This window comes from Niallia sp. MER 6 (assembly GCF_023714395.1).
GTDB lineage: Bacteria > Bacillota > Bacilli > Bacillales > Cytobacillaceae > Niallia.
On the sequence record NZ_JAMAUK010000020.1, the window covers coordinates 67,967 to 86,759 of the forward strand.

Genomic DNA, 18,793 nt, shown 5'->3' on the forward strand with positions numbered 1-18,793 from the left:
AATGATTTTATGAAACGGCTTACATTGACGACAAGGGTGGAAAATATTAAACCGCCCTTTTTAGGCGCGGTGATGATAATAGAGATATATTAAATAGGAAGAGTGTGCACAAAGCAGATAAAAGTTGCTCATACTTCCACACTTATGCTCGTACATATAGAAGGGAGGGCAGGTCAGGAGAGAACACCTTTGAACTGCTGACCAGATTAATGAGATGGGGAATCCGGAAAAAACTGATACTGCTGCTGATGATAGCGACCATTCTTCCTTTTGGAACGGGGATTATCATCACCTATTATTATACGATTGACTCTATTAAGGAAAGGTCTGTCACAACTAACTATGACTTTATTAAAAAGGGAGAAGAGGAGCTTTCTGTTTATTTAGAGGATATTGCGCAGATGTCTTCTGTATTGTACCGGTATACTCCTTTCATGAATGTGCTTGTAAATGGGATTGAGGATGACAGTTCTGTTAATGAGGAGGAGGTAAGACGACTGCTGGCGTACTTGTTTAACACAAGAACAGAAATTGAACAGATGCATCTGTACATTGATAATGGGAAAGATTCTTATACAAATTATCATAGTAAAATCAGCGGCAGGGTAAAGTATGAAAATGTTTTTGACCATCCGTACTATGCGCAATTTAAGACAAACAAGGCGGACTATTCTCTCATTGAAGCACCGCATGAAATTTACAGCTATAATAATATCTCTGAAATTCCCAATTCAGAGAAAAATAATGTCTTAAGCTTTCATAATATAATCCGCAATATACCTGCAGAGGATTTCCTCGGTTATTTGTCGATTGACATCAATCTTTCGAGGATTGAGAGCATCGCCGAGCGCCTGTACACAGCAGGAGAAGAGGATTTATATATTGTTGATGACAAGAAAAAGATTATCTATTCTTCAACCAAAGAGGAAATTGGCAATGGAATGACAGAGGCTTGGTATGAAAAGATGCTTGATACGCGTGCAGAACAAAGCTATGAGTGGGAAGATGACGAGTTTTCCGGTGTAATCGTATTCCAGAAGTTCTCAGTTCAAGAGAATGACTGGTATATAGCAAAACGTATTCCGTATGCAATTTTATACCAGACTGCAAGAGAAACGGTTGTTATGAATAGTTTAATAGGAGTTATTGCTTTGGCAATCGTGCTGTTGGTCACATCACTCGTATCGGTAAAGGTGACAGCGCCGATTAAAGTGCTGATTGCCAATATGAAAAAAGTTGAAAGCGGTCAGCTGGAAGCAGACTTCGATTCTTTAGGCAATGACGAAATCGGGATGCTTGGGAAGCACTTTAAATCAATGATCGGAAAAATTAACTTGCTGATTGATAAAGAGTATAAGTTAGAAATCGAAAATAAGGCGTCACAGCTGAGGGTATTGCGGTCTCAGATAAATCCTCACTTTTTGTATAACAGCCTACAGTCGATAGGTACACTTGCATTAAAGTCGAAGGCAGCAAATGTATACTCCTTGTTGACATCCTTATCGAATATAATGCGGTACAGCATGAATATGCAGGAGGATATTGTTCCATTTTCGATGGAAATAAAGCATGTACAAGCATATTTATCGCTGCAAAAGCAGCGCTTTGATGAACAGTTTGAATTCAATATCCATGTATCACCAGGCCTTGGAAATATCCTTGTCCCGAAAATGATTTTGCAGCCAATCGTTGAAAACTGCTTTAAACATGGGTTTGCAGATCAAGTTAAGCTGGCAACAATCACTATTCAAGCTTCGTTATTGAACGATTATATTGTTTTGTCGGTCAGTGATAATGGTAAAGGAGCTAGCATGGAGGAGCTTCAGGAAATCAGGCAGAAGCTCTATAAGAAGGGGAATATAGCAGAACCTGGACAAAGGGAATCAATCGGACTTAAGAATATTTATGAACGAATCCAGATTTATTATGGAAATCAAGCTGAGATGATTATCAGCGGTAAGGAAGATCAAGGATTCATGGTAGAAATATATATTCCAAAGATAATTAATGGGGTGCAGGAACAATGAAAGTTTTGATTGTGGATGATGAAAAGCATGTCAGGGAAGGCATTCGGCTTCTTGCAAATTGGGAAGAGAACAATATTAATGAGATCTATGAGGCAAGCAATGGGGAAGATGCAATCGAGCTTATTGAACGCTACAAGCCAGAGTTGATTTTTTCTGATATGAAGATGCCGAAAATGGATGGAACGAAATTGCTGGAATGGATTAAGCAAAATCAGCCGACTAGCAAGACTGTCGTCATTACAGGCTATGATGACTATGATTACATGCGAAAAGCCATTCATTTCAACAGCTTTGATTATTTACTAAAACCTGTAGATCCAGAGATATTAAATAATACCCTGAAGAATGCCGTGGAAAGATGGAACGAAGAAGAAGTGGACAGGAAAAGGAAGGTGAATTCAGATCAGCTTATTAATAAGATGAAGCCAGCATACCGGGACAGAAAGCTGACCCATTTTTTAACAAGCAGATCTGTCAATGAAGAGGTCTTACGCGAATTCCAATTCTATTTAGCAAGTGAATACAGGGTTGCTGTTATGTGCATCACAGAAAAAACAATTGAACAGTTTAACAGAGACAGGGAGTTAGCTTACTTTTCCATCTTGAATATTATCACGGAGGCACTTAGTGAAAGAAGGAGCGGGATTGCGTTTCGCTATCTGGCTAATAAAGGTGAAATCGCGATTATCCTGTGGAATAAATCGGAGGATGTTGACCCTTTACTCACAGAAATTTATAAAAAAATTCAGCATACATTTGAAGTTTCCTGTCCGATTGCAGTTGGCGGTCCTGTCGGGGAGCTTGCGAAATTAATGGACTCTTATGAGGCGGGGAAAGAGCTGCTATATTCCATGAATGTTTTAGAAAAGCGTGCAGTTAGGGTGTACAGCGGGTCTTTGCTGCCAAAGCTAGAATGGAAAAGTTTAATGAAGCACAACTCAGCGATTAAAATGGCGATGCAGACAGGAGAAATTGGTGCTTTTCGAGAATTATTAGAGCAAGTTGCAGCAGAATATACCGAAAATGGATTTCTATCATGGAAGCAGCTTTTACATTTTGAGAAGGAATATAGAGTCGTTGGAGAACGGTGGTATAAGAACTATCAAATAGCTTTCCCGGAGGCATGGGAAAGTGCTGAAAACAGAACAGATAGCTTTTTTGAGTCAGATGGAAGCTTTCAGCTAGAAGCATATAAAACATATATAAAAAGAGAAATTGCTGTGTTTCTGAAAAAGGTGAAGCGGGCTTCTGCAACGAAAGAAAGCAGCATCATCTACGAGATTGAAAAGTATTTGCACGCGAATTTCAACAGAGATGTCAAATTACAGGAGCTTTCCGAACGCTTTTTTATCAGCAGGGAATATATCTCAAGAAAATTTAAAAAGGAATTCCAAGTAACCATTACGGATTACTTAACGAAAATCAGGATTGAAAAGGCTAAATCCCTGCTTGTAAACAGCTCGCTAAAGATATATGAGATTGCCAGTATGATAGGCTATCAGGATGACAAGTACTTCCGCAAGCTGTTTAAGAAAACAGTTGGTGTCACTCCAAATGAATATAGAGATGCACAAATCACCAATACGTTAAAGTAAATTAAAAGTAACGTCTATATTGTTTTAATCACTAATATAAGGGTAAAGGGAAGTTCAATATATTCCACCCTATTTGCTCAATGTAAGCAGTTTCAATCTGGGGGATATGCTTTAAAATATAAAGGAAACATATCAATTATTAAAAAGGCTTTTTTGTAAACCAGCAGAGTGTTTGGACTTTTTAAAATAGATGAGGTGCATATAGATGAACAAAAAATGGTGGAAAGAATGCGTAGCCTATCAAGTATATCCGCGAAGCTTCATGGACAGCAACGGCGATGGAGTGGGAGATTTAAAGGGAGTTACCTCCAAGCTTGATTACTTGAAAGAGTTAGGCATTGATGTTATTTGGCTATCCCCGATGTTTAAATCACCGAATGATGACAATGGTTATGATATCTCAGATTATCAGGATATTATGGAGGATTTCGGTACGATGGAAGACTTTGATGAGCTTCTTCACGAGGTACACGCTAGAGGGATGAAGCTTATACTTGATTTGGTTATTAATCATACGAGTGATGAGCATCCTTGGTTTATTGAATCTCGTTCATCTAAGGACAATCCAAAACGAGATTGGTATATATGGAGAGATGGCAAGGATGGGAAAGAGCCGAATAACTGGGAATCGATTTTCAGCGGCTCTGCCTGGAAATATGATGAGGAAACAGAGCAATACTTCATGCATATATTCTCGGGGAGGCAGCCTGATTTAAACTGGGAAAACCCTGAGGTGCGGGAAGCTCTCTATAACATGGTTAACTGGTGGCTTGATAAGGGGATAGACGGTTACCGGGTTGATGCTATTTCTCATATTAAAAAAGCACCAGGCTTGCCGGATTTATACAATCCTGACCATTTGGAATATGTTCCGAGTTTTCCTTACATGATGAATGTACACGGAATTGATGAGTTCTTAACAGAATTTGCTGATAAAACAATCAAAAACTATGACATTATGACAGTCGGAGAAGCAAATGGTGTCGGCCTTGATGATGCGGACAAATGGGTAGGCGAAGAAAACGGTTATTTCAACATGATATTTCAGTTTGAGTTCTTAAGTTTATGGAATAAAGATGATGAAGACAAAGTCGATATTATTGCCTTAAAAAAGGTGCTGTCCAAATGGCAAAAGGGTTTAGAAGGCCGAGGCTGGAATGCTTTGTTTATCGAAAATCACGATCAGCCGCGCAGGGTGTCTTCCTGGGGAAATGATAAGCGCTATTGGAAAGAGAGCGCGAAAATGCTTGCATCTATGTATTTCTTAATGAAGGGAACACCATTTATTTATCAAGGTCAGGAAATTGGCATGACAAATGTTCAATTCCCTTCTATTGATGATTATGATGATGTTGGCATGGTTAACTTCTATAAAGTGGAATCGGAAAAGGGAGTTCCTCACGAGGATATTATGAAGGTTGTCTGGAAGCAGGGCCGTGATAATGCCCGGACGCCGATGCAATGGAATGCAGAAAATATGGCTGGCTTTACAACATCAAACCATACATGGATAGGAGTAAATCCTAATTATCTGGAAATCAATGTAGCTAATCAAGAGCAGGACCCTGATTCCATCCTTTCGTTTTATAAAGAGCTGATTAAACTAAGAAAAGGAAGCCCTCTGTTCACTTACGGAAGCTACCAGCTTTATTTGGCGAATCATCCAAGATTATTTGTATACACGAGAACTTTAGGTAAAAGAAAGGCTATCATTATTAATAACTTCAGTGATAAGCCGACCATTTTCAAGGTTCCATCAGAGCTTGTGTATCAATATTCTGAGCTGGCTTTAACTAATTATGAGGTTAAGGATAAAAAGCTCCGCAAGAAAACAGCTCTTAAACCATTTGAGACAAGAGTATACTTTATTTCATAACTTGCTTGCATAAGGAAGGCTTAGCCAAAGAGGGCTAAAGCCTTTTTTTGTTTGTATATAATATGTTTATGTGTATAGTTGGTTGTAGGATTAAACAGTTAAGAAAGGAGCGGGGAGAATGAAGGGAAAAGATTATGACAAAATACTGCGTATCAAGACAGAAGGAGAGCAGGCAGGCTTCAACAGCTCCTTCCATTACCACCGTTATGAACCGACACCATATGGGTATTTGACAACATTTTTTGAGGAGTACAAGCTAAAAGAAGCAGATCGTATTGTTGACTTCGGATCGGGGAAAGGGAGACTGCTATTTTTGCTTCACCATTTATTCCAAACCACAGGCATTGGTATCGAGATGAATGAGCAGTTCCATACAGAGGCTATAACCAATAAATCGAGCTATTTTGCTAACAAGAAAAAGCAGGGAGAGCAAATACAGTTTCTCTGCAGAGGATTACGCAATCCATCCTAATGATACTATCTTTTATTTCTTTAATCCTTTTTCTGTGCAGATCTTTCGGAAAGTCATCAATAATATTTTACTGTCTGCAGAGCAGCATGCCCGAGCTATCAGAATCATCTTATATTATCCATCAGATGAGTATATTTACTTATTAGATGAGCACCCGTCCTTTGTGAGGGAAGCTGAATTTTTAGTGCCTGCAGTGCATGAGGATTCGAGAGAGAAATTCCTTGTTTATAGCCATACGTAAAGAGAAGTACAAAGTTATCAAAATTGGAAGAAAATGCTGTAGCTACATCTCTTGTAGAACAAACCATTATCCTATATAGTCATAGATAAATAGTATAAAAGTCGTAGGATTAAAGTTTGTAATGGCGAAATAAACTACAATACTATTAATCTGTTGAATCCATCAAGAGGGAGAATTAATATGTTTACATTGCCAGATAGCAGTAAAGTAGTTTATTTAGAAGGCCATTATTCCATGCCTGTAGTAGCATTATCGCTTATTATTGCGTGTATTTCAGCTTATACTGCTATATCAATTAATGAGCGTATAAGGTACAACAGCTTTTTCCATCGTTATGTATGGCTGACCCTTGCGTCCTTTACAATGGGATTCGGAATTTGGTCCATGCATTTTATCGGAATGAGTGCCTTGATGCTGCCAACCTCGATGCACTATCACCTCGGTTTGACTGTCCTATCTGTATTGCCTGCAATGCTTGCATCTTTTCTGGCATTCTATATGACAAGTTCTGGGAGTAAGTCTGTCACATCGATTGTCATCTCAGGAATTGTTATGGGTTTAGGGATTTCACTCATGCATTATATTGGCATGATGGCGATGATTATGGAGGATGTGCAATATACGTATCGGCTTAATTATTTTATTTTATCCGTTCTAATCGCGATTATTGTTTCATTTGTCTCATTATTTATTTTTGCGCGGATGAACAGATTTATGAACAACTTGGTGTTAAAGCTGATAACAGCCATCATAATGGGCCTTGCTGTTGCGAGTATGCATTATACAGGCATGTATGCAGTTAAATACTATGTTGATGCAGATGTACAGCTGAATAACAGCATGCATGAAATGAATGTTGGCTTCTTGATTCTATCCGTTGCTGCCGGGACGTTTGTTGTGCTGTTTATTTCTGGTTTATCGGCATTGCTTGATCGGTATGTTGATTATCGCCTCAATTATTTTGACTCCCTCACAAGGCTGCCAAACAGAAGACAGTTTGAGAAAATAATTCATACTCCAGGAAATATTAAAGGACTTGCTGTTCTTCATATTCATGATTTGGAGAAATGGAATAACACATACGGCTTTGAGTTCGGTGATGAAATCATCCGCTATATTGAACAGATTACTGTTAAGCTGAAGCCGAAGACAGTTGCCGTCTATCGTATTGAGGGTAACAGGCTTGGGTTTATCAGCACAAGCAAAGAGGATAATAAAAAAATGGAAGAAATGGCAAAACAAATTTGTGCTATTCTTTCATCTGCTCTTAATATCAATGACAGAATGATTATGATTAAGACTGTTTTTGCGATATCACTTGTTGAAAAAAAACGTGATGAAACGCAAGTTTATGAAAATGCCCTTGCTGTTTTGAATCATCATTCTGTTAAATATGAGCATGAAGTAATCACATATGATCCAGCCATTCATGTTCAGTCCTTCCAGACAACACTAATCGCAGATGTGGAAGAAGCGATGAGCAATGATCAGTTTTACCTCGTGTATCAGCCGAAGGTGGAAATGCATTCAAATAAGATAACAGGACATGAAGCTTTATTGCGCTGGAATCACCCGATTTACGGATTCCTGTCACCAGCTGTCTTTATTCCGATCTTAGAATCTGCTGATAAAATGTTCGATGTCACAGACTGGGTCATAGACAGAGTATGCCGCCAGATTGCGGAATGGGAGAAAAACGGAACAAGAAAGCCTGTTTCTGTTAATATCCCTGGCCCCTATGTAACATCGCCAAGGCTGATGTCCTACTTAGAGGACCGTGTTACAAAGTATGGGTTTAATCCAGAGCTTCTGGAGCTTGAAATGACGGAAACGAGCGCGGTTGAGAATATTGAGGGTGCTATTCAAGCAGTCCATGCATTCCGTAACTTCGGCTTTTCTGTGGCCCTAGATGATTTTGGGACAGGAGTTTCCTCCTTATCTTATCTCAAGAGATTGCCAGTCACTACATTGAAAATCGACAAATCATTTGTTGATGGAGTTCCAGGCTCACGAAAAGACTCTGAAATTATGAAAGCAATCATTGCTTTAGGTAATTCCCTGCATTTAAATATTGTCATTGAAGGGGTAGAAACAGAGCAGCAAGTAACGTACTTGTCCACTGTGGATGGGTGCAAGGTGCTGCAAGGGTATTATTATGCCAAGCCAATGGTGCAAAGTGAACTGGAGGATTGGTGTCACAATTTCACGACGAAAACGGCTATATAATAGGAAGTGTATATTTTTAAAGAGGAGTTTCTTTATTTGTTGCAAAACAAAAAAAGAAGCTCTTTTTTTGAGGAAAAAGAGGACTTGTTAGTTAAATCATATTCGCCTTACAGATTTCTTCTGTTTTTCGGCTTTGCAAAGAAGGAACAATAAAAAATCAGTGAGAAAATCCCGATTAATTCCGCTAGAAATAAACCATTAAGGATTGTGCTTAACATTTTGCATCCCTCCGATATGATTGCTTCTTACACCTTTACTATACCCAGAAAGCATGTAGCTACCGTTAATGTATTATTAAATTAAAGTAATGAATGTATATTATTTATGAAGCATAAGTATTTGTTTGTTTAGCTAGAAGCAGGCATGCTATAGTAACAGATGAGGAGTGTTAACAATGTACTTAACAATTGAAGAAACGGCTGAATATTTATCTGTGTCTGTGTCTTATGTGGAAAATCTAGTGCTGCAAGGAAAAGTTCGGGTGCTGCATGATGAGGACGGGAATGTATTAATCTATAAAGATCAGTTTAAAACCCATTTTAAACAGCTGGAAAAGTATCAGCTGCTTATGCAGGAACTAGCGAACGAACCGATACCGGAAGATAAAGATATTAAGGATGAAGACTAGGTATTCATAAATAGAAAGAAGGCGAATGGATAATAAGACCATTCGCCTTTTCTTCATGTACTTAATCCTCTATTGGGAATACTATACTCATTGCTTGCTTCGTTTTAAGCTTCCAGCCATTCTTGAGACCATTTTTCAATTTCTTTCATTAATGGCTGCAGGGAACGGCCTTTTTCAGTCAGAGAGTATTCTATGCGCACAGGAATTTCCGGGTAAACGTCCCTGATGACAATTCCTTGTTTTTCTAATTCTTTAAGCCTTTCTGAAAGAAGCCGCCCGCTGATTCCAATAGATGATTCAATGGTGCAGAAGCGCTGAGATCCATTCAGCAGCTGATAAATAATTAAACCAGTCCAACGCTGACTTAACAGTCCCATGGCTTTTTCAAACCTTGGGCAAATGACGGATGGATTCATGATATTTCACTCCTTTTTTTTATTATACAATAGTTATTACCTTAAGTAAAAATATTATCATTTATAAATTACTTACTTTACAATCATTGTTTATTAAAATATAATTACTTACATAAAGTAAGTAAGGTTAACAAAAATGACAGGAGGAGTTCCCTTGAGTTTTCACGAGTATCCTAATTTATATGTAGAGAATGTTACGTTAAAGGTTAAAAATTTGCAGAAGATGATTACCTTTTATAAGGAGATTATCGGGTTTCAAGTACTAGAGCAAACAGACAGTAAAGCAGCTTTAACAGCAGATGGAAAGACAGCGCTTCTTTATTTAGAAGAATTGAAAGAGGCAGGAGATAAGCGACGTCGCACAACTGGCCTGTATCATTTTGCTTTGCTTCTGCCGACAAGAGAGGATCTTGGCACACAGCTGCAGCATCTGTTAGAGAGCGGTTATCCATTGCAAGGAGCTTCTGACCATAATGTAAGTGAAGCACTTTATTTAGGTGATCCAGAGGGGAATGGGATTGAAATTTACCGTGACCGTGCTGCAAACCAATGGGCATGGGAAGATGAGTTTGTAAAAATGGATACACTGCAGCTGGATGCGCAAGGTGTGCTAGATGCTGGTAGAAATAAACAGTGGCTTGGTTTGCCAAGAGACACAAAAATGGGGCATATTCATTTACATGTGGCTGAATTGGCAGAGACAGCGGATTTTTATGTGAAGGGATTAGGCTTTAATATTGTGCAAAAATATGGAACACAAGCCTTTTTCATTTCTACAGGCAAGTACCATCATCATATTGGCTTAAATACATGGAATGGTGTCGGTGCACCTGCACCGCAGGACAATAATCCAGGCTTAAAATACTTCGACTTGAAGGTTCCGAGCAAAGAAGCAAGAGATGAGATTGCAGCAAGACTTGAGGGCATGGATGCTGAAATTACAAAGACGAACGATGCTTACTATGTAAAGGACCCTTCTGGGAACACAATTCGCTTAGTTCTATGATTAATATTTAAAATTTTGTGATTAAAAAAATTGCCTAATTCCCACTTTATTATTAAAATTTTAAATAGTGATTACTACAATAGGAAAATATTAAAATTGGACGGTTTTTCCTTTGAAAATTTCCAATCATAATTTTTTAGAATAGGTGGGAATATTTTGCAAAAGAATGAAAAGCTTTATAAGTATTTTCTTGAAAATGCTGACAGATTGACAGATGATTGGTATGCAAACTTGGACAGGACTGATCCTAACGGAGTTTATGCATCTGAAGATCCAGAAATCATTAAAACATTAAAAAAGCAAAATAACGACTTTCATTACTATTTAGCAAAAGTATTTATTGAGGAAGAAGAAAAATTTCTTGAGGAGTTCCGTGAATGGGTTGTAGACATTGCCTCTGATAAGGAGCATTTAGAGACACCTATCCATTTTATTATTAGGGAGTTTATTCGGACTAGAGAGCAATACTTTCAGCTCGTCGAGGAATTTAAGCAAAAAAACGATATACCAGAAGAACGGATTACTATTTGGAATCGCAGCATTGTGCGGATTTTTGATATTGTTATCCTGCAGTTCACGGAACAATTCCATGAAAACTCGATTAAACAGCTTCGAGCACAGCAGGAAATGATAAATGAACTCAGTTCACCTGTTATATTGCTCAGTGAAAACCGTGCCTTGCTTCCGCTTGTAGGTGATATCGATACAGCACGGGCTGCTGCTATTTTGGAAAATACAATTAAACAGTGTGCTGAGAAGAGGGTAACACAGCTGTTTATAGACTTGTCTGGGGTTATTATTATCGACACAATGGTTGCTCATCAAATTTTCCAGCTGATTAACGGCTTGAGCTTGATTGGAGTTCACTCCACACTGTCTGGAATCAGACCAGAAATCGCGACAACTGCCATTCAGCTAGGATTATCCTTTAATGATATTTCGATTGCTTCCACATTAAGCAAAGCAATCGCTGAGGACAAAGAATTCTTTAACGAGTAATAGCAATTATTTTTTTCTTTATATGGTAAAAACCACACCGTATTGCCTTCTAATAAATACGGTGTGGTTTTTTATTATTTGCCAAATGAAAAGTCAACAGCCTCTTTAGAATGAAGATAGGTTGTATTAAATAAAGGAATGTTTATATCTTCGTCTTTAATTAATAGAGGTATTTCTGTACAGCCTAAGATGATTCCTTCTGCACCTTCTGCGATAAGCTTACGAATGATATCCAAATACCTCTCTTTTGACTCAGGCAAAAATTGTCCTTGGCATAGCTCGTCAAAAATGATGGAGTGAACATCCTCTCTGTCACAAGCTTCCGGGATGATTGTTTCAATTCCGAAGACCTCAAGGATATTGCTGTAGAAACCTTGCTCCATTGTGAATTTTGTTCCAAGTAAACCGACTTTTTTAAGCCCTTTGGCAGTAATGCTTCTTGCTGTTGATTCAGCGATATGAATGAGAGGAACCGAAACGGCTTCTTTCACCTCATTTGCCACTTTATGCATTGTGTTCGTACAGATAAGAATTACATCTGCACCGCCTGCTTCTAATGTTTTGGCAGCATCAGCAAGCTTCTGGGCTGCTAAGTCCCATTTTCCTTCCCGTTGCAGAATGGCTATTTCCTCCATATTAAAGGAATAAAGCAAGCATTTTGCTGAGTTTAATCCCCCTAATTCTTCCTTAACTAATGTATTGATAATATGATAATAGTCTGCTGTTGATTCCCAACTAAGCCCGCCGATCAGTCCGATAGTTTTCATTGTTTTCTCCTTCGTTGTATAGTTTTCCACAGCATAACATGCTATTCTGGTATATAGTAGGACCACAATTTATAAACTTTTATAGTGCCAGAGCATTTCGAGGTGGCTAATTTATGATATTCATTACAGTAGACAGGTCAAGCCCTATCTCTTTAACGCAGCAAATTTACGAACAAATCAGAAGTAGCATTCTTGGCAATACCTTAAAAGAAGGACAAAAGCTATTGTCAACAAGAGAGCTTTCAGCAACAATCGGCGTATCACGGAACATCGCTATGGAGGCGTATGACCGATTAATAGCGGAGGGTTTTTTAGAAGTTAAGCCAAAGGCAGGCACCTTTGTATCAAAGGGTACAGCGCTGACTACCATCAAGCATATGGAGCATGAGGGTCCTAAGGACCAAGCCTTTCCTTATGAAAAACCATATATTGATTTTCGCGGCGGGAATCCGGCGACCGATTATTTTCCACGGAAAAAGTGGGGCCAGCTCACAAAAGAAGTATGCATCGACTCTCCCCAGCATATATTCGGTTACAGTGATCCTCGCGGAGTGCCAGAGCTTCGGAATGTACTTGCTCAGTATTTGCGAAAAGCTCGGGGAGTAAAGTGTGATCCAGATCAAATTATCATTACATCAGGTGCGACCCAGGCATTGCGCCTTATTACTGAAATGATGCTGACTTCTGATGGATTTATCGCCTCAGAGGACCCGGTAGCAGATGAAATGAGGAATATTTTCTCAGTGGCAAAAGCAAAAGTATATCCAGTGCCAGTTGATGAAAATGGAATTATTCCTGAGCAATTGCCTGAAGCTGCGCCGGATTTCCTGTTTGTCATTCCTTCCCATCAATTTCCTTTAGGAGGAATATTGTCTATTCAAAGACGGTTGATGCTGATTGAGTATGCTCGAAGAACAGGTTGTTATATCGTGGAAGATGATTATGACAGTGAATTTACCTATGAAGGTGCCCCTGTTCCATCGATGCAGGGTATTGATCAGGAGCGTGTCCTGTATGTTGGTACGTTCAGCAAAATATTATCCCCAGCTTTGCGAATAGGATACGTCGTTTTGCCACATCCATTATTGAGAGAGTTTCAACAGCTGAAGTGGTTTAATGACAGGCATACATCGTCAATCGAACAATATGTGCTTGCCCGCTTTATGAAAGAGGGACATTTTGAGAGGCATATTCGCAAAATGAAAAAAATTTATCAAGAGCGCAGACAGGTGCTGGTTGATGCAATCAATAGCTGCTTTGAGGATGCCAAAATTATCGGGAAAGCAGCAGGGATGCATTTAGTGGTAGAATTTCCAGGCGTTTATTTCACTGAGGACAAAATGAACAGAATGAAGGAAGAGGGTGTTTGCATCTATCCAGTCGAGCAATACAGCATGCGTAAAGGAAGTCATGAGCATCTTGCTGTGCTAGGATACGGAGGTGTAGCACCAGAAGAAATACGAAAAGGAATCCTTATCTTGAAAAGGGTGCTTTCGTTTTAACATCATTTTTTAATGAACCTTTATCCTTTTTATGTTATAAAAAAGATAGCAGTCATTAGAAAAGAAAGTAAGGAGTTATATTTTGCGATGAAACAAAAAGGGACAAACAAAAAATTAAAAATAAGCCTATTTATACTCATGGGGATATTGCTAGTATTATTCTTTATTCCTACTCCTTATTACTTGAACCAGCCTGGTTCCATTGAATCGCTCGCGGAGAAGGTTACTGTCGAAGATGGAGATAAGACAGAGGCTGGCAGTTTGAACTTGACGACTGTCTATTCTATTAAGGCAAGTAACCCTTACATACTCCTGTATGGCTTGTTGGCTCCACATACAGAAATTAAAGAAGAAGAAGAAGTGAAGGGCGATCTTTCGGATCAGGAATATAATTCACTTCTGCTCCACATGATGGACACCTCTAAACAAAATGCGATTATTGCCAGTCTGCATGCTGCAGGGGAAAAGGTAGAATATCAATATAATGGTGTGTTTGTTGCAGGGGTGCTGGAAACATCAAAAGCAAAATCGGTTATCCATGTTGGCGATATTATCCATAAAGTAGATGGAAATGAATTCACACAAGCCACCGACTTAATTGCTTATTTAAAAGGCAAAAAAGCTGGAGATAAAGTAGAAATTGAATACACACATAACAATAAAGACAAAAAAGCAACAGTGGAAATGATTGTGCTGAATAAACAGACAGGCCAAGTGGGAATAGGGATAAGTACGGAAAATAATATGTCTATTGATCCCTCTGTTAATGTAAAGATAAACAGCGATAATATAGGCGGTCCGTCAGCAGGTCTGATGTTCTCATTAGAAATTTACAATCAATTAGAAGATGATGATTTAACAAAGGGCTATAAAGTAGCCGGTACCGGAACAATGGATGCAGAGGGTAATGTCGGTCAGATTGGCGGAATCAAGCATAAAATTGTCGCTGCACATAAAGCGGATGTAGACATATTCTTCTATCCAGAGGATAACTATAAAGATGATACGAATGAAAAGGAAATTAAAGAAGAAGTAGCAAAAGAAGGCTATGACGACATTAAAATCGTGCCAGTCAGCACATTGCAGGATGCAATAGATTATCTGGAGAAGCTCCCAGAAAAAGAATAATTCAAGAGTTAAGCGGGTGTAACAATGCCCGCTTTTTTATATGCTTTTTTAAAGGGATAAGTTGAGGGAAGCTAGTTTAAAAAGCCAAGATTAGGGAATGTTATGTACATGGATACATAGAACGGAATGTATTGCTTCAAGAGATTTTGGAGAATACAAAGGAGGTTTTATCATGAATGATTTTTTAGATGGAATATTTAGTGTATTTTATGGAGTATTTGGTTTTCCGTTGGCAATAATCTTCATTATTATTGTCGTTGCTGCAGTAATTCAAATCAGAAAGCGCCGCCGCCGAAAAAGAGAAGACTGGTACGGCCAATCACCAGTAGAGAAATTTGATGAAAATGATAAAGGGAAAAATAAGTAAGGTTGGGACATAAGTGTGTAAAACCGTGTGAAAACCGAACTATTTAATTGTTTTTTTTGATTAAATAGTTCGGTTTTTGTTTTTTTAGTTTAAATACAATAATTAAAAAATCATAGTGGAATGGAGCGGCGGACACTCGGGACACCTGCGGGAAATAGAGGAAAGGATGAGACCCCGCAGGCGAAGACGAGGATGCTCATCTTCCTCCCCGCGGAAAGCGAGTGGCTGGAGCGCAATGAAACGAACTGATTTTAAAGCCATAATCTATTTAGTCACAAGCTTCATTTTTTAAATTTAGATGTAATTTATTATTCGTTTTTAAATAGGTTATCTTTTCTTTCATCTCAACATCTATATGCTGTTAACCGTAAAAGGAGAAAGGGTATATAGGCACTAGAGGAAGGCTCGCTTATTTTAGTAAGCTATTGTTATAGAAACAGCCCTTTTAGTAAATGTTTTGTAACATAAATGAACAATTGCCGAAATGTACGGATGGAACGTCTTTGCTACAATAAAGAGAAGTATGGACTTATAGTTATGAATGCTGTCTTATTTGCATAATATTACAGTTGAATAGATACAAAGATATCGGGACTAAATGATTATGAGGATGAGGAAAAAGGTCATCATCATTCCAAAGATTAACAGGGGGAAGTTATGACATTAGAAAAGAAGTTAATTAATAAAACCTATTATGAAAGTTTTACCGTCGATCGGGAAGAGCCGCCAATCGAAGTGCTCGGCCAATTATATATCGCAGAGCAAAGAAAAAACGTTCCGGATTTAACGTCAATCCGATATGCACAGGGAGAGCTGTACTTCCACGTACATGATTATGAATCAGCAATATTCAAGTGGGAAAATATCTCAAATGAGCTCGAACCATGGGCGAAGAAAAACTTGGCTGACGCTTATATGGAATTAGGAGAGTTATCGACAGCAGAAAGTATTTATAAAGCTGTGTTAACTGATTCTGAACTATTAAGCACAGAGATTTCGATGCAGCTTTTTGCGTTATATATCGAAAAAGGCAATCATGATATGGCGCATAACACTATTAAAAGCTTGCTTGCAACAAACCCTGACTATGCCAACATGACACTTTTGGCGAAAACTTATTTTGAAGAACATGAAGCATGGGGAGATGCAATTGAACTAGCTGTTAATGAAGGAGAAAGAACGAATTCATTAAAATGGTATGAAGCATTGATTCAATATGCAAAAATCGGCGTTATTGCAGAGTACGAGCCAAACTATTTTAGGCAAAGCATCAGAAGTGTTGCCGAGCTGGATCAAAAACTGTTTGAGCAATTAAGTGTGGCATTCTGGGAAAATTATCGAAATAGTCCTTTTTACTTGGCATGGCTGTGGGACTACAACCAGTTGTTTCAACAGCTTCAATGGGAGAAAGAAGAAGAGTGGACAGAGCTTCCTAGTATGCTTGAAGACTCTTATTTGCATTTGATTAGCTCTGTTTATCCAATTAAGGAAGTCAGAGGACTTATTCCAGATATATTGAGCAATTTATTGGTAACAGCTAATAATCAGGATAGCATAATTGCGGCATCTGCTGTGCTTGCATGGAATGATATGTTCCCTAGTACAATTGAGGCGGAGTTTATCAACAGCGCAGAGCATTTAATTAATACTGCAGAGGCTGTTGTTGACTTGGCAGATATCATGCAATTGCTTCAGTCTATTACAGATTGGGCGGAGAATAATGATATCATCATCGACAAGAAATTCTCACAAAGAGTAGTGGAACAGATTCCTGCTGAAAGCCGTCAGCTTCTAATTATCGGTTCACCTGGAAGCGGCGTAAATTCTTGCATTAATGAACTTGTTGGGGAAACATTATTGTCAGAAGGCACAAATAGCCTTATCTCCATCCATGATTATGACTATTTAGAGATGGAGGAACTGACTGAAGAAGGAATCCGCCCTATTGATACATTAAACGATTTTTATGAAGAACAGCTTTCAAAAGATAGACATGGAGAGGAAACCCGCATCTTCCATTTATATACTCCATCCCATCTTTTGCATGAGAATAATTGGGCAATAACAACACTTCCTTTCCCTCATCAGGAGAGGTATGCAGATTACGCTTTACTGGCAGACAGCCTTCTTTTTGTCATTAATGAAAGATCGCTATTTCAGTCAAGTGATTATGAGAGACTGCTTGAATGGAAGGAAAAGGCTCCTCATTTAACGGTGCAGTTCTTAATCTACGCAGATGAAGCAGAAAACGAGAAAGTGGCAGCAAAAAGACTGCAAAAGGCAACAGCAGCAATTGATCAATATTTTCCAAACAGTGCTGTTTTCCTTTACTCAAAGGAAAATGACCGCAGTGTGCAGCTAAATGATATCAGCAGTTTTTACAGAAGACATTTTGCAGAAAGAAATATAGCAGAAGAGCGGACAACAAAAAGCATTGCCATCATTCAGGATTTATTATCTAATCTATTTGATAAGCGCTTGGAGATGGAAGAAAGTCTTTATACGACACTTCGTATGTACGAAGAAATAGTCAGCAAGCTGTCTGGTGCAAATAATCAGCTGGCAGATATGGAATCAGAAAAAACTCGTATTATCGTAAATGCTTTTGAAGAAATAAAAGAAAGCACAACACAGGAAATCCTTGAGGAAATTCCGAAGATTTTACGGAATTGCAAAAACTTCATTAAGGAAGACAGCGACTTTGGTAAGATTCATGTTGAGCTTAATGACAGAATGAATAGTGAGATTGACCAATATGTTCATAACGCATTGCTGCCAAAAGTATATGGCAAGATAAATGAATGGATTAAGCTGTCACAGGAACAATTGGAGGAAAGCCAAAACTTCTTAAATGAATTATGTGAAGGCTTTAATGGATTGTATGAGGAAAATCAATTGACACTCAGCTGTGATTTCTCCATATTAGATGATTGGAGAAGAGATGCACGCAGGCTGACTGGCGGCATTAAGCTTGATAAAGCTAATATTTTGCTTCGTCTTAAGCCTTCCCAAGTATTGCTTAAGAGTGCAGGGAAGCTGCTTGGCAGCATACCGCAAAACAAAAAAATGCTTTATACAAGATATCAGAAATATATTGAAACAGAGGATTTCACGGAAGTTGCTAACAATATTGCAGATGCATTCCTTCAGCAGTTTGACTTCTATGAGAAGGGATTAGCAGGGGATATTCATATCTTCTTCAGCAATCCATATGATGTGCTGCAAAAGACAATGGAAGAAAAAACTGTCGACATTCAAGAGTATCAAGACTTGCTGGAAAGACTAAAGAATAATCCGGAAATGTTCCACGATCCGCTTCGTTTATTCGAACTTCGTCTGCTTCAGTACGACTGGCTCACTAGTCCAGGAAAGCTGTCTTACAGTAAACATCTATAATAAAAAAAACACAGCACGCATTAAAATGTACCCTATAGAGTAGACACTTAAAAAAAGTCTACCTATAGGGTATTTTTTTGTATAATTATGTAACACAACTAGAGAAACATGGAGACGGAGAAAATAATGAGTAAAAAGATTTTCACA

General features: G+C 38.4%; 13 protein-coding genes and 1 pseudogene. 12 read left to right on the top strand and 2 right to left on the bottom strand.

The annotated features are described in order from the left end of the window. Positions 1-209: 209 nt before the first annotated feature. From M3600_RS19915 to M3600_RS19940, 6 genes and pseudogenes are all read left to right on the top strand, one after another. Entirely contained in the window at positions 210-2,027 is a 1,818-nt protein-coding gene (locus tag M3600_RS19915; protein WP_237940653.1) for a cache domain-containing sensor histidine kinase, read from the top strand. Then, positions 2,024-3,622 carry a response regulator gene (locus M3600_RS19920; protein ID WP_233316259.1) on the top strand — a complete coding sequence of 533 codons (1,599 nt, stop codon included), beginning with the start codon at positions 2,024-2,026 and terminating at the stop codon, positions 3,620-3,622. Before M3600_RS19915 ends, M3600_RS19920 begins: the two co-directional genes overlap by 4 nt. Positions 3,623-3,827: 205 nt before the next feature. Then, positions 3,828-5,498, top strand: coding sequence for a glycoside hydrolase family 13 protein (locus M3600_RS19925; protein ID WP_237940655.1), 1,671 nt, complete (start codon positions 3,828-3,830; stop codon positions 5,496-5,498). Between the two features lie 118 nt (positions 5,499-5,616). Beyond that, positions 5,617-6,211, top strand: a pseudogene (locus M3600_RS19930) (SAM-dependent methyltransferase). A gap of 180 nt (positions 6,212-6,391) precedes the next feature. Then, positions 6,392-8,437: a bifunctional diguanylate cyclase/phosphodiesterase gene (locus M3600_RS19935; protein WP_251647196.1), complete on the top strand. Its 2,046-nt coding sequence runs from the start codon at positions 6,392-6,394 to the stop codon at positions 8,435-8,437. A gap of 394 nt (positions 8,438-8,831) precedes the next feature. Then, the gene (locus tag M3600_RS19940; protein WP_233316263.1) at positions 8,832-9,065 is read left to right on the top strand and encodes an excisionase family DNA-binding protein; all 234 of its coding nucleotides are present in this window, start codon (positions 8,832-8,834) and stop codon (positions 9,063-9,065) included. 104 nt (positions 9,066-9,169) lie between these two features. On the opposite strand, the gene M3600_RS19945 is transcribed toward M3600_RS19940, so the two are convergent. Then, positions 9,170-9,481 carry a winged helix-turn-helix transcriptional regulator gene (locus tag M3600_RS19945; protein ID WP_233316264.1) on the bottom strand — a complete coding sequence of 104 codons (312 nt, stop codon included), beginning with the start codon at positions 9,479-9,481 and terminating at the stop codon, positions 9,170-9,172. A 154-nt stretch (positions 9,482-9,635) separates the two neighbouring features. On the opposite strand from M3600_RS19945, the gene M3600_RS19950 reads away from it, so the two are divergent. Both M3600_RS19950 and M3600_RS19955 read left to right on the top strand, forming a co-directional pair. After that, positions 9,636-10,487, top strand: a complete 852-nt coding sequence (locus tag M3600_RS19950) for a VOC family protein (protein WP_251647197.1) — start codon at positions 9,636-9,638, stop codon at positions 10,485-10,487. Between the two features lie 156 nt (positions 10,488-10,643). Further along, positions 10,644-11,486, top strand: coding sequence for an STAS domain-containing protein (locus M3600_RS19955; RefSeq protein WP_233316266.1), 843 nt, complete (start codon positions 10,644-10,646; stop codon positions 11,484-11,486). A gap of 74 nt (positions 11,487-11,560) precedes the next feature. Here the strand turns inward: M3600_RS19955 and M3600_RS19960 are convergent, their stop codons facing one another. Further along, complete coding sequence (locus M3600_RS19960; protein WP_233316267.1) at positions 11,561-12,253, bottom strand: aspartate/glutamate racemase family protein; 693 nt, start codon at positions 12,251-12,253, stop codon at positions 11,561-11,563. 113 nt (positions 12,254-12,366) lie between these two features. Between M3600_RS19960 and pdxR the strand changes: the two genes are divergently transcribed. From pdxR to M3600_RS19980, 4 genes are all read left to right on the top strand, one after another. Further along, on the top strand, positions 12,367-13,755 hold the full coding sequence (pdxR, locus tag M3600_RS19965; RefSeq protein ID WP_233316268.1) for a MocR-like pyridoxine biosynthesis transcription factor PdxR: 1,389 nt from the start codon (positions 12,367-12,369) through the stop codon (positions 13,753-13,755). 87 nt (positions 13,756-13,842) lie between these two features. Next, positions 13,843-14,883, top strand: a complete 1,041-nt coding sequence (locus M3600_RS19970; protein ID WP_233316269.1) for a SepM family pheromone-processing serine protease — start codon at positions 13,843-13,845, stop codon at positions 14,881-14,883. 172 nt (positions 14,884-15,055) lie between these two features. Next, positions 15,056-15,250, top strand: coding sequence for a Loki-CTERM sorting domain-containing protein (locus M3600_RS19975; protein WP_233316270.1), 195 nt, complete (start codon positions 15,056-15,058; stop codon positions 15,248-15,250). A 657-nt stretch (positions 15,251-15,907) separates the two neighbouring features. Continuing rightward, positions 15,908-18,646 carry a tetratricopeptide repeat protein gene (locus M3600_RS19980; RefSeq protein ID WP_251647198.1) on the top strand — a complete coding sequence of 913 codons (2,739 nt, stop codon included), beginning with the start codon at positions 15,908-15,910 and terminating at the stop codon, positions 18,644-18,646. Positions 18,647-18,793: the final 147 nt, after the last annotated feature.

Bases quoted from the DNA above. Each gene is read 5' to 3' on its own strand.
- M3600_RS19940 (WP_233316263.1), top strand. From the start codon at position 8,832: ATGTACTTAACAATTGAAGAAACGGCTGAATATTTATCTGTGTCTGTG.
- M3600_RS19935 (WP_251647196.1), top strand. From the start codon at position 6,392: ATGTTTACATTGCCAGATAGCAGTAAAGTAGTTTATTTAGAAGGCCAT.
- M3600_RS19925 (WP_237940655.1), top strand. From the start codon at position 3,828: ATGAACAAAAAATGGTGGAAAGAATGCGTAGCCTATCAAGTATATCCG.
- M3600_RS19945 (WP_233316264.1), bottom strand. From the start codon at position 9,481: ATGAATCCATCCGTCATTTGCCCAAGGTTTGAAAAAGCCATGGGACTG.
- M3600_RS19960 (WP_233316267.1), bottom strand. From the start codon at position 12,253: ATGAAAACTATCGGACTGATCGGCGGGCTTAGTTGGGAATCAACAGCA.
- M3600_RS19920 (WP_233316259.1), top strand. From the start codon at position 2,024: ATGAAAGTTTTGATTGTGGATGATGAAAAGCATGTCAGGGAAGGCATT.
- M3600_RS19970 (WP_233316269.1), top strand. From the start codon at position 13,843: ATGAAACAAAAAGGGACAAACAAAAAATTAAAAATAAGCCTATTTATA.
- M3600_RS19915 (WP_237940653.1), top strand. From the start codon at position 210: ATGAGATGGGGAATCCGGAAAAAACTGATACTGCTGCTGATGATAGCG.
- M3600_RS19975 (WP_233316270.1), top strand. From the start codon at position 15,056: ATGAATGATTTTTTAGATGGAATATTTAGTGTATTTTATGGAGTATTT.
- M3600_RS19980 (WP_251647198.1), top strand. From the start codon at position 15,908: ATGACATTAGAAAAGAAGTTAATTAATAAAACCTATTATGAAAGTTTT.
- pdxR (WP_233316268.1), top strand. From the start codon at position 12,367: ATGATATTCATTACAGTAGACAGGTCAAGCCCTATCTCTTTAACGCAG.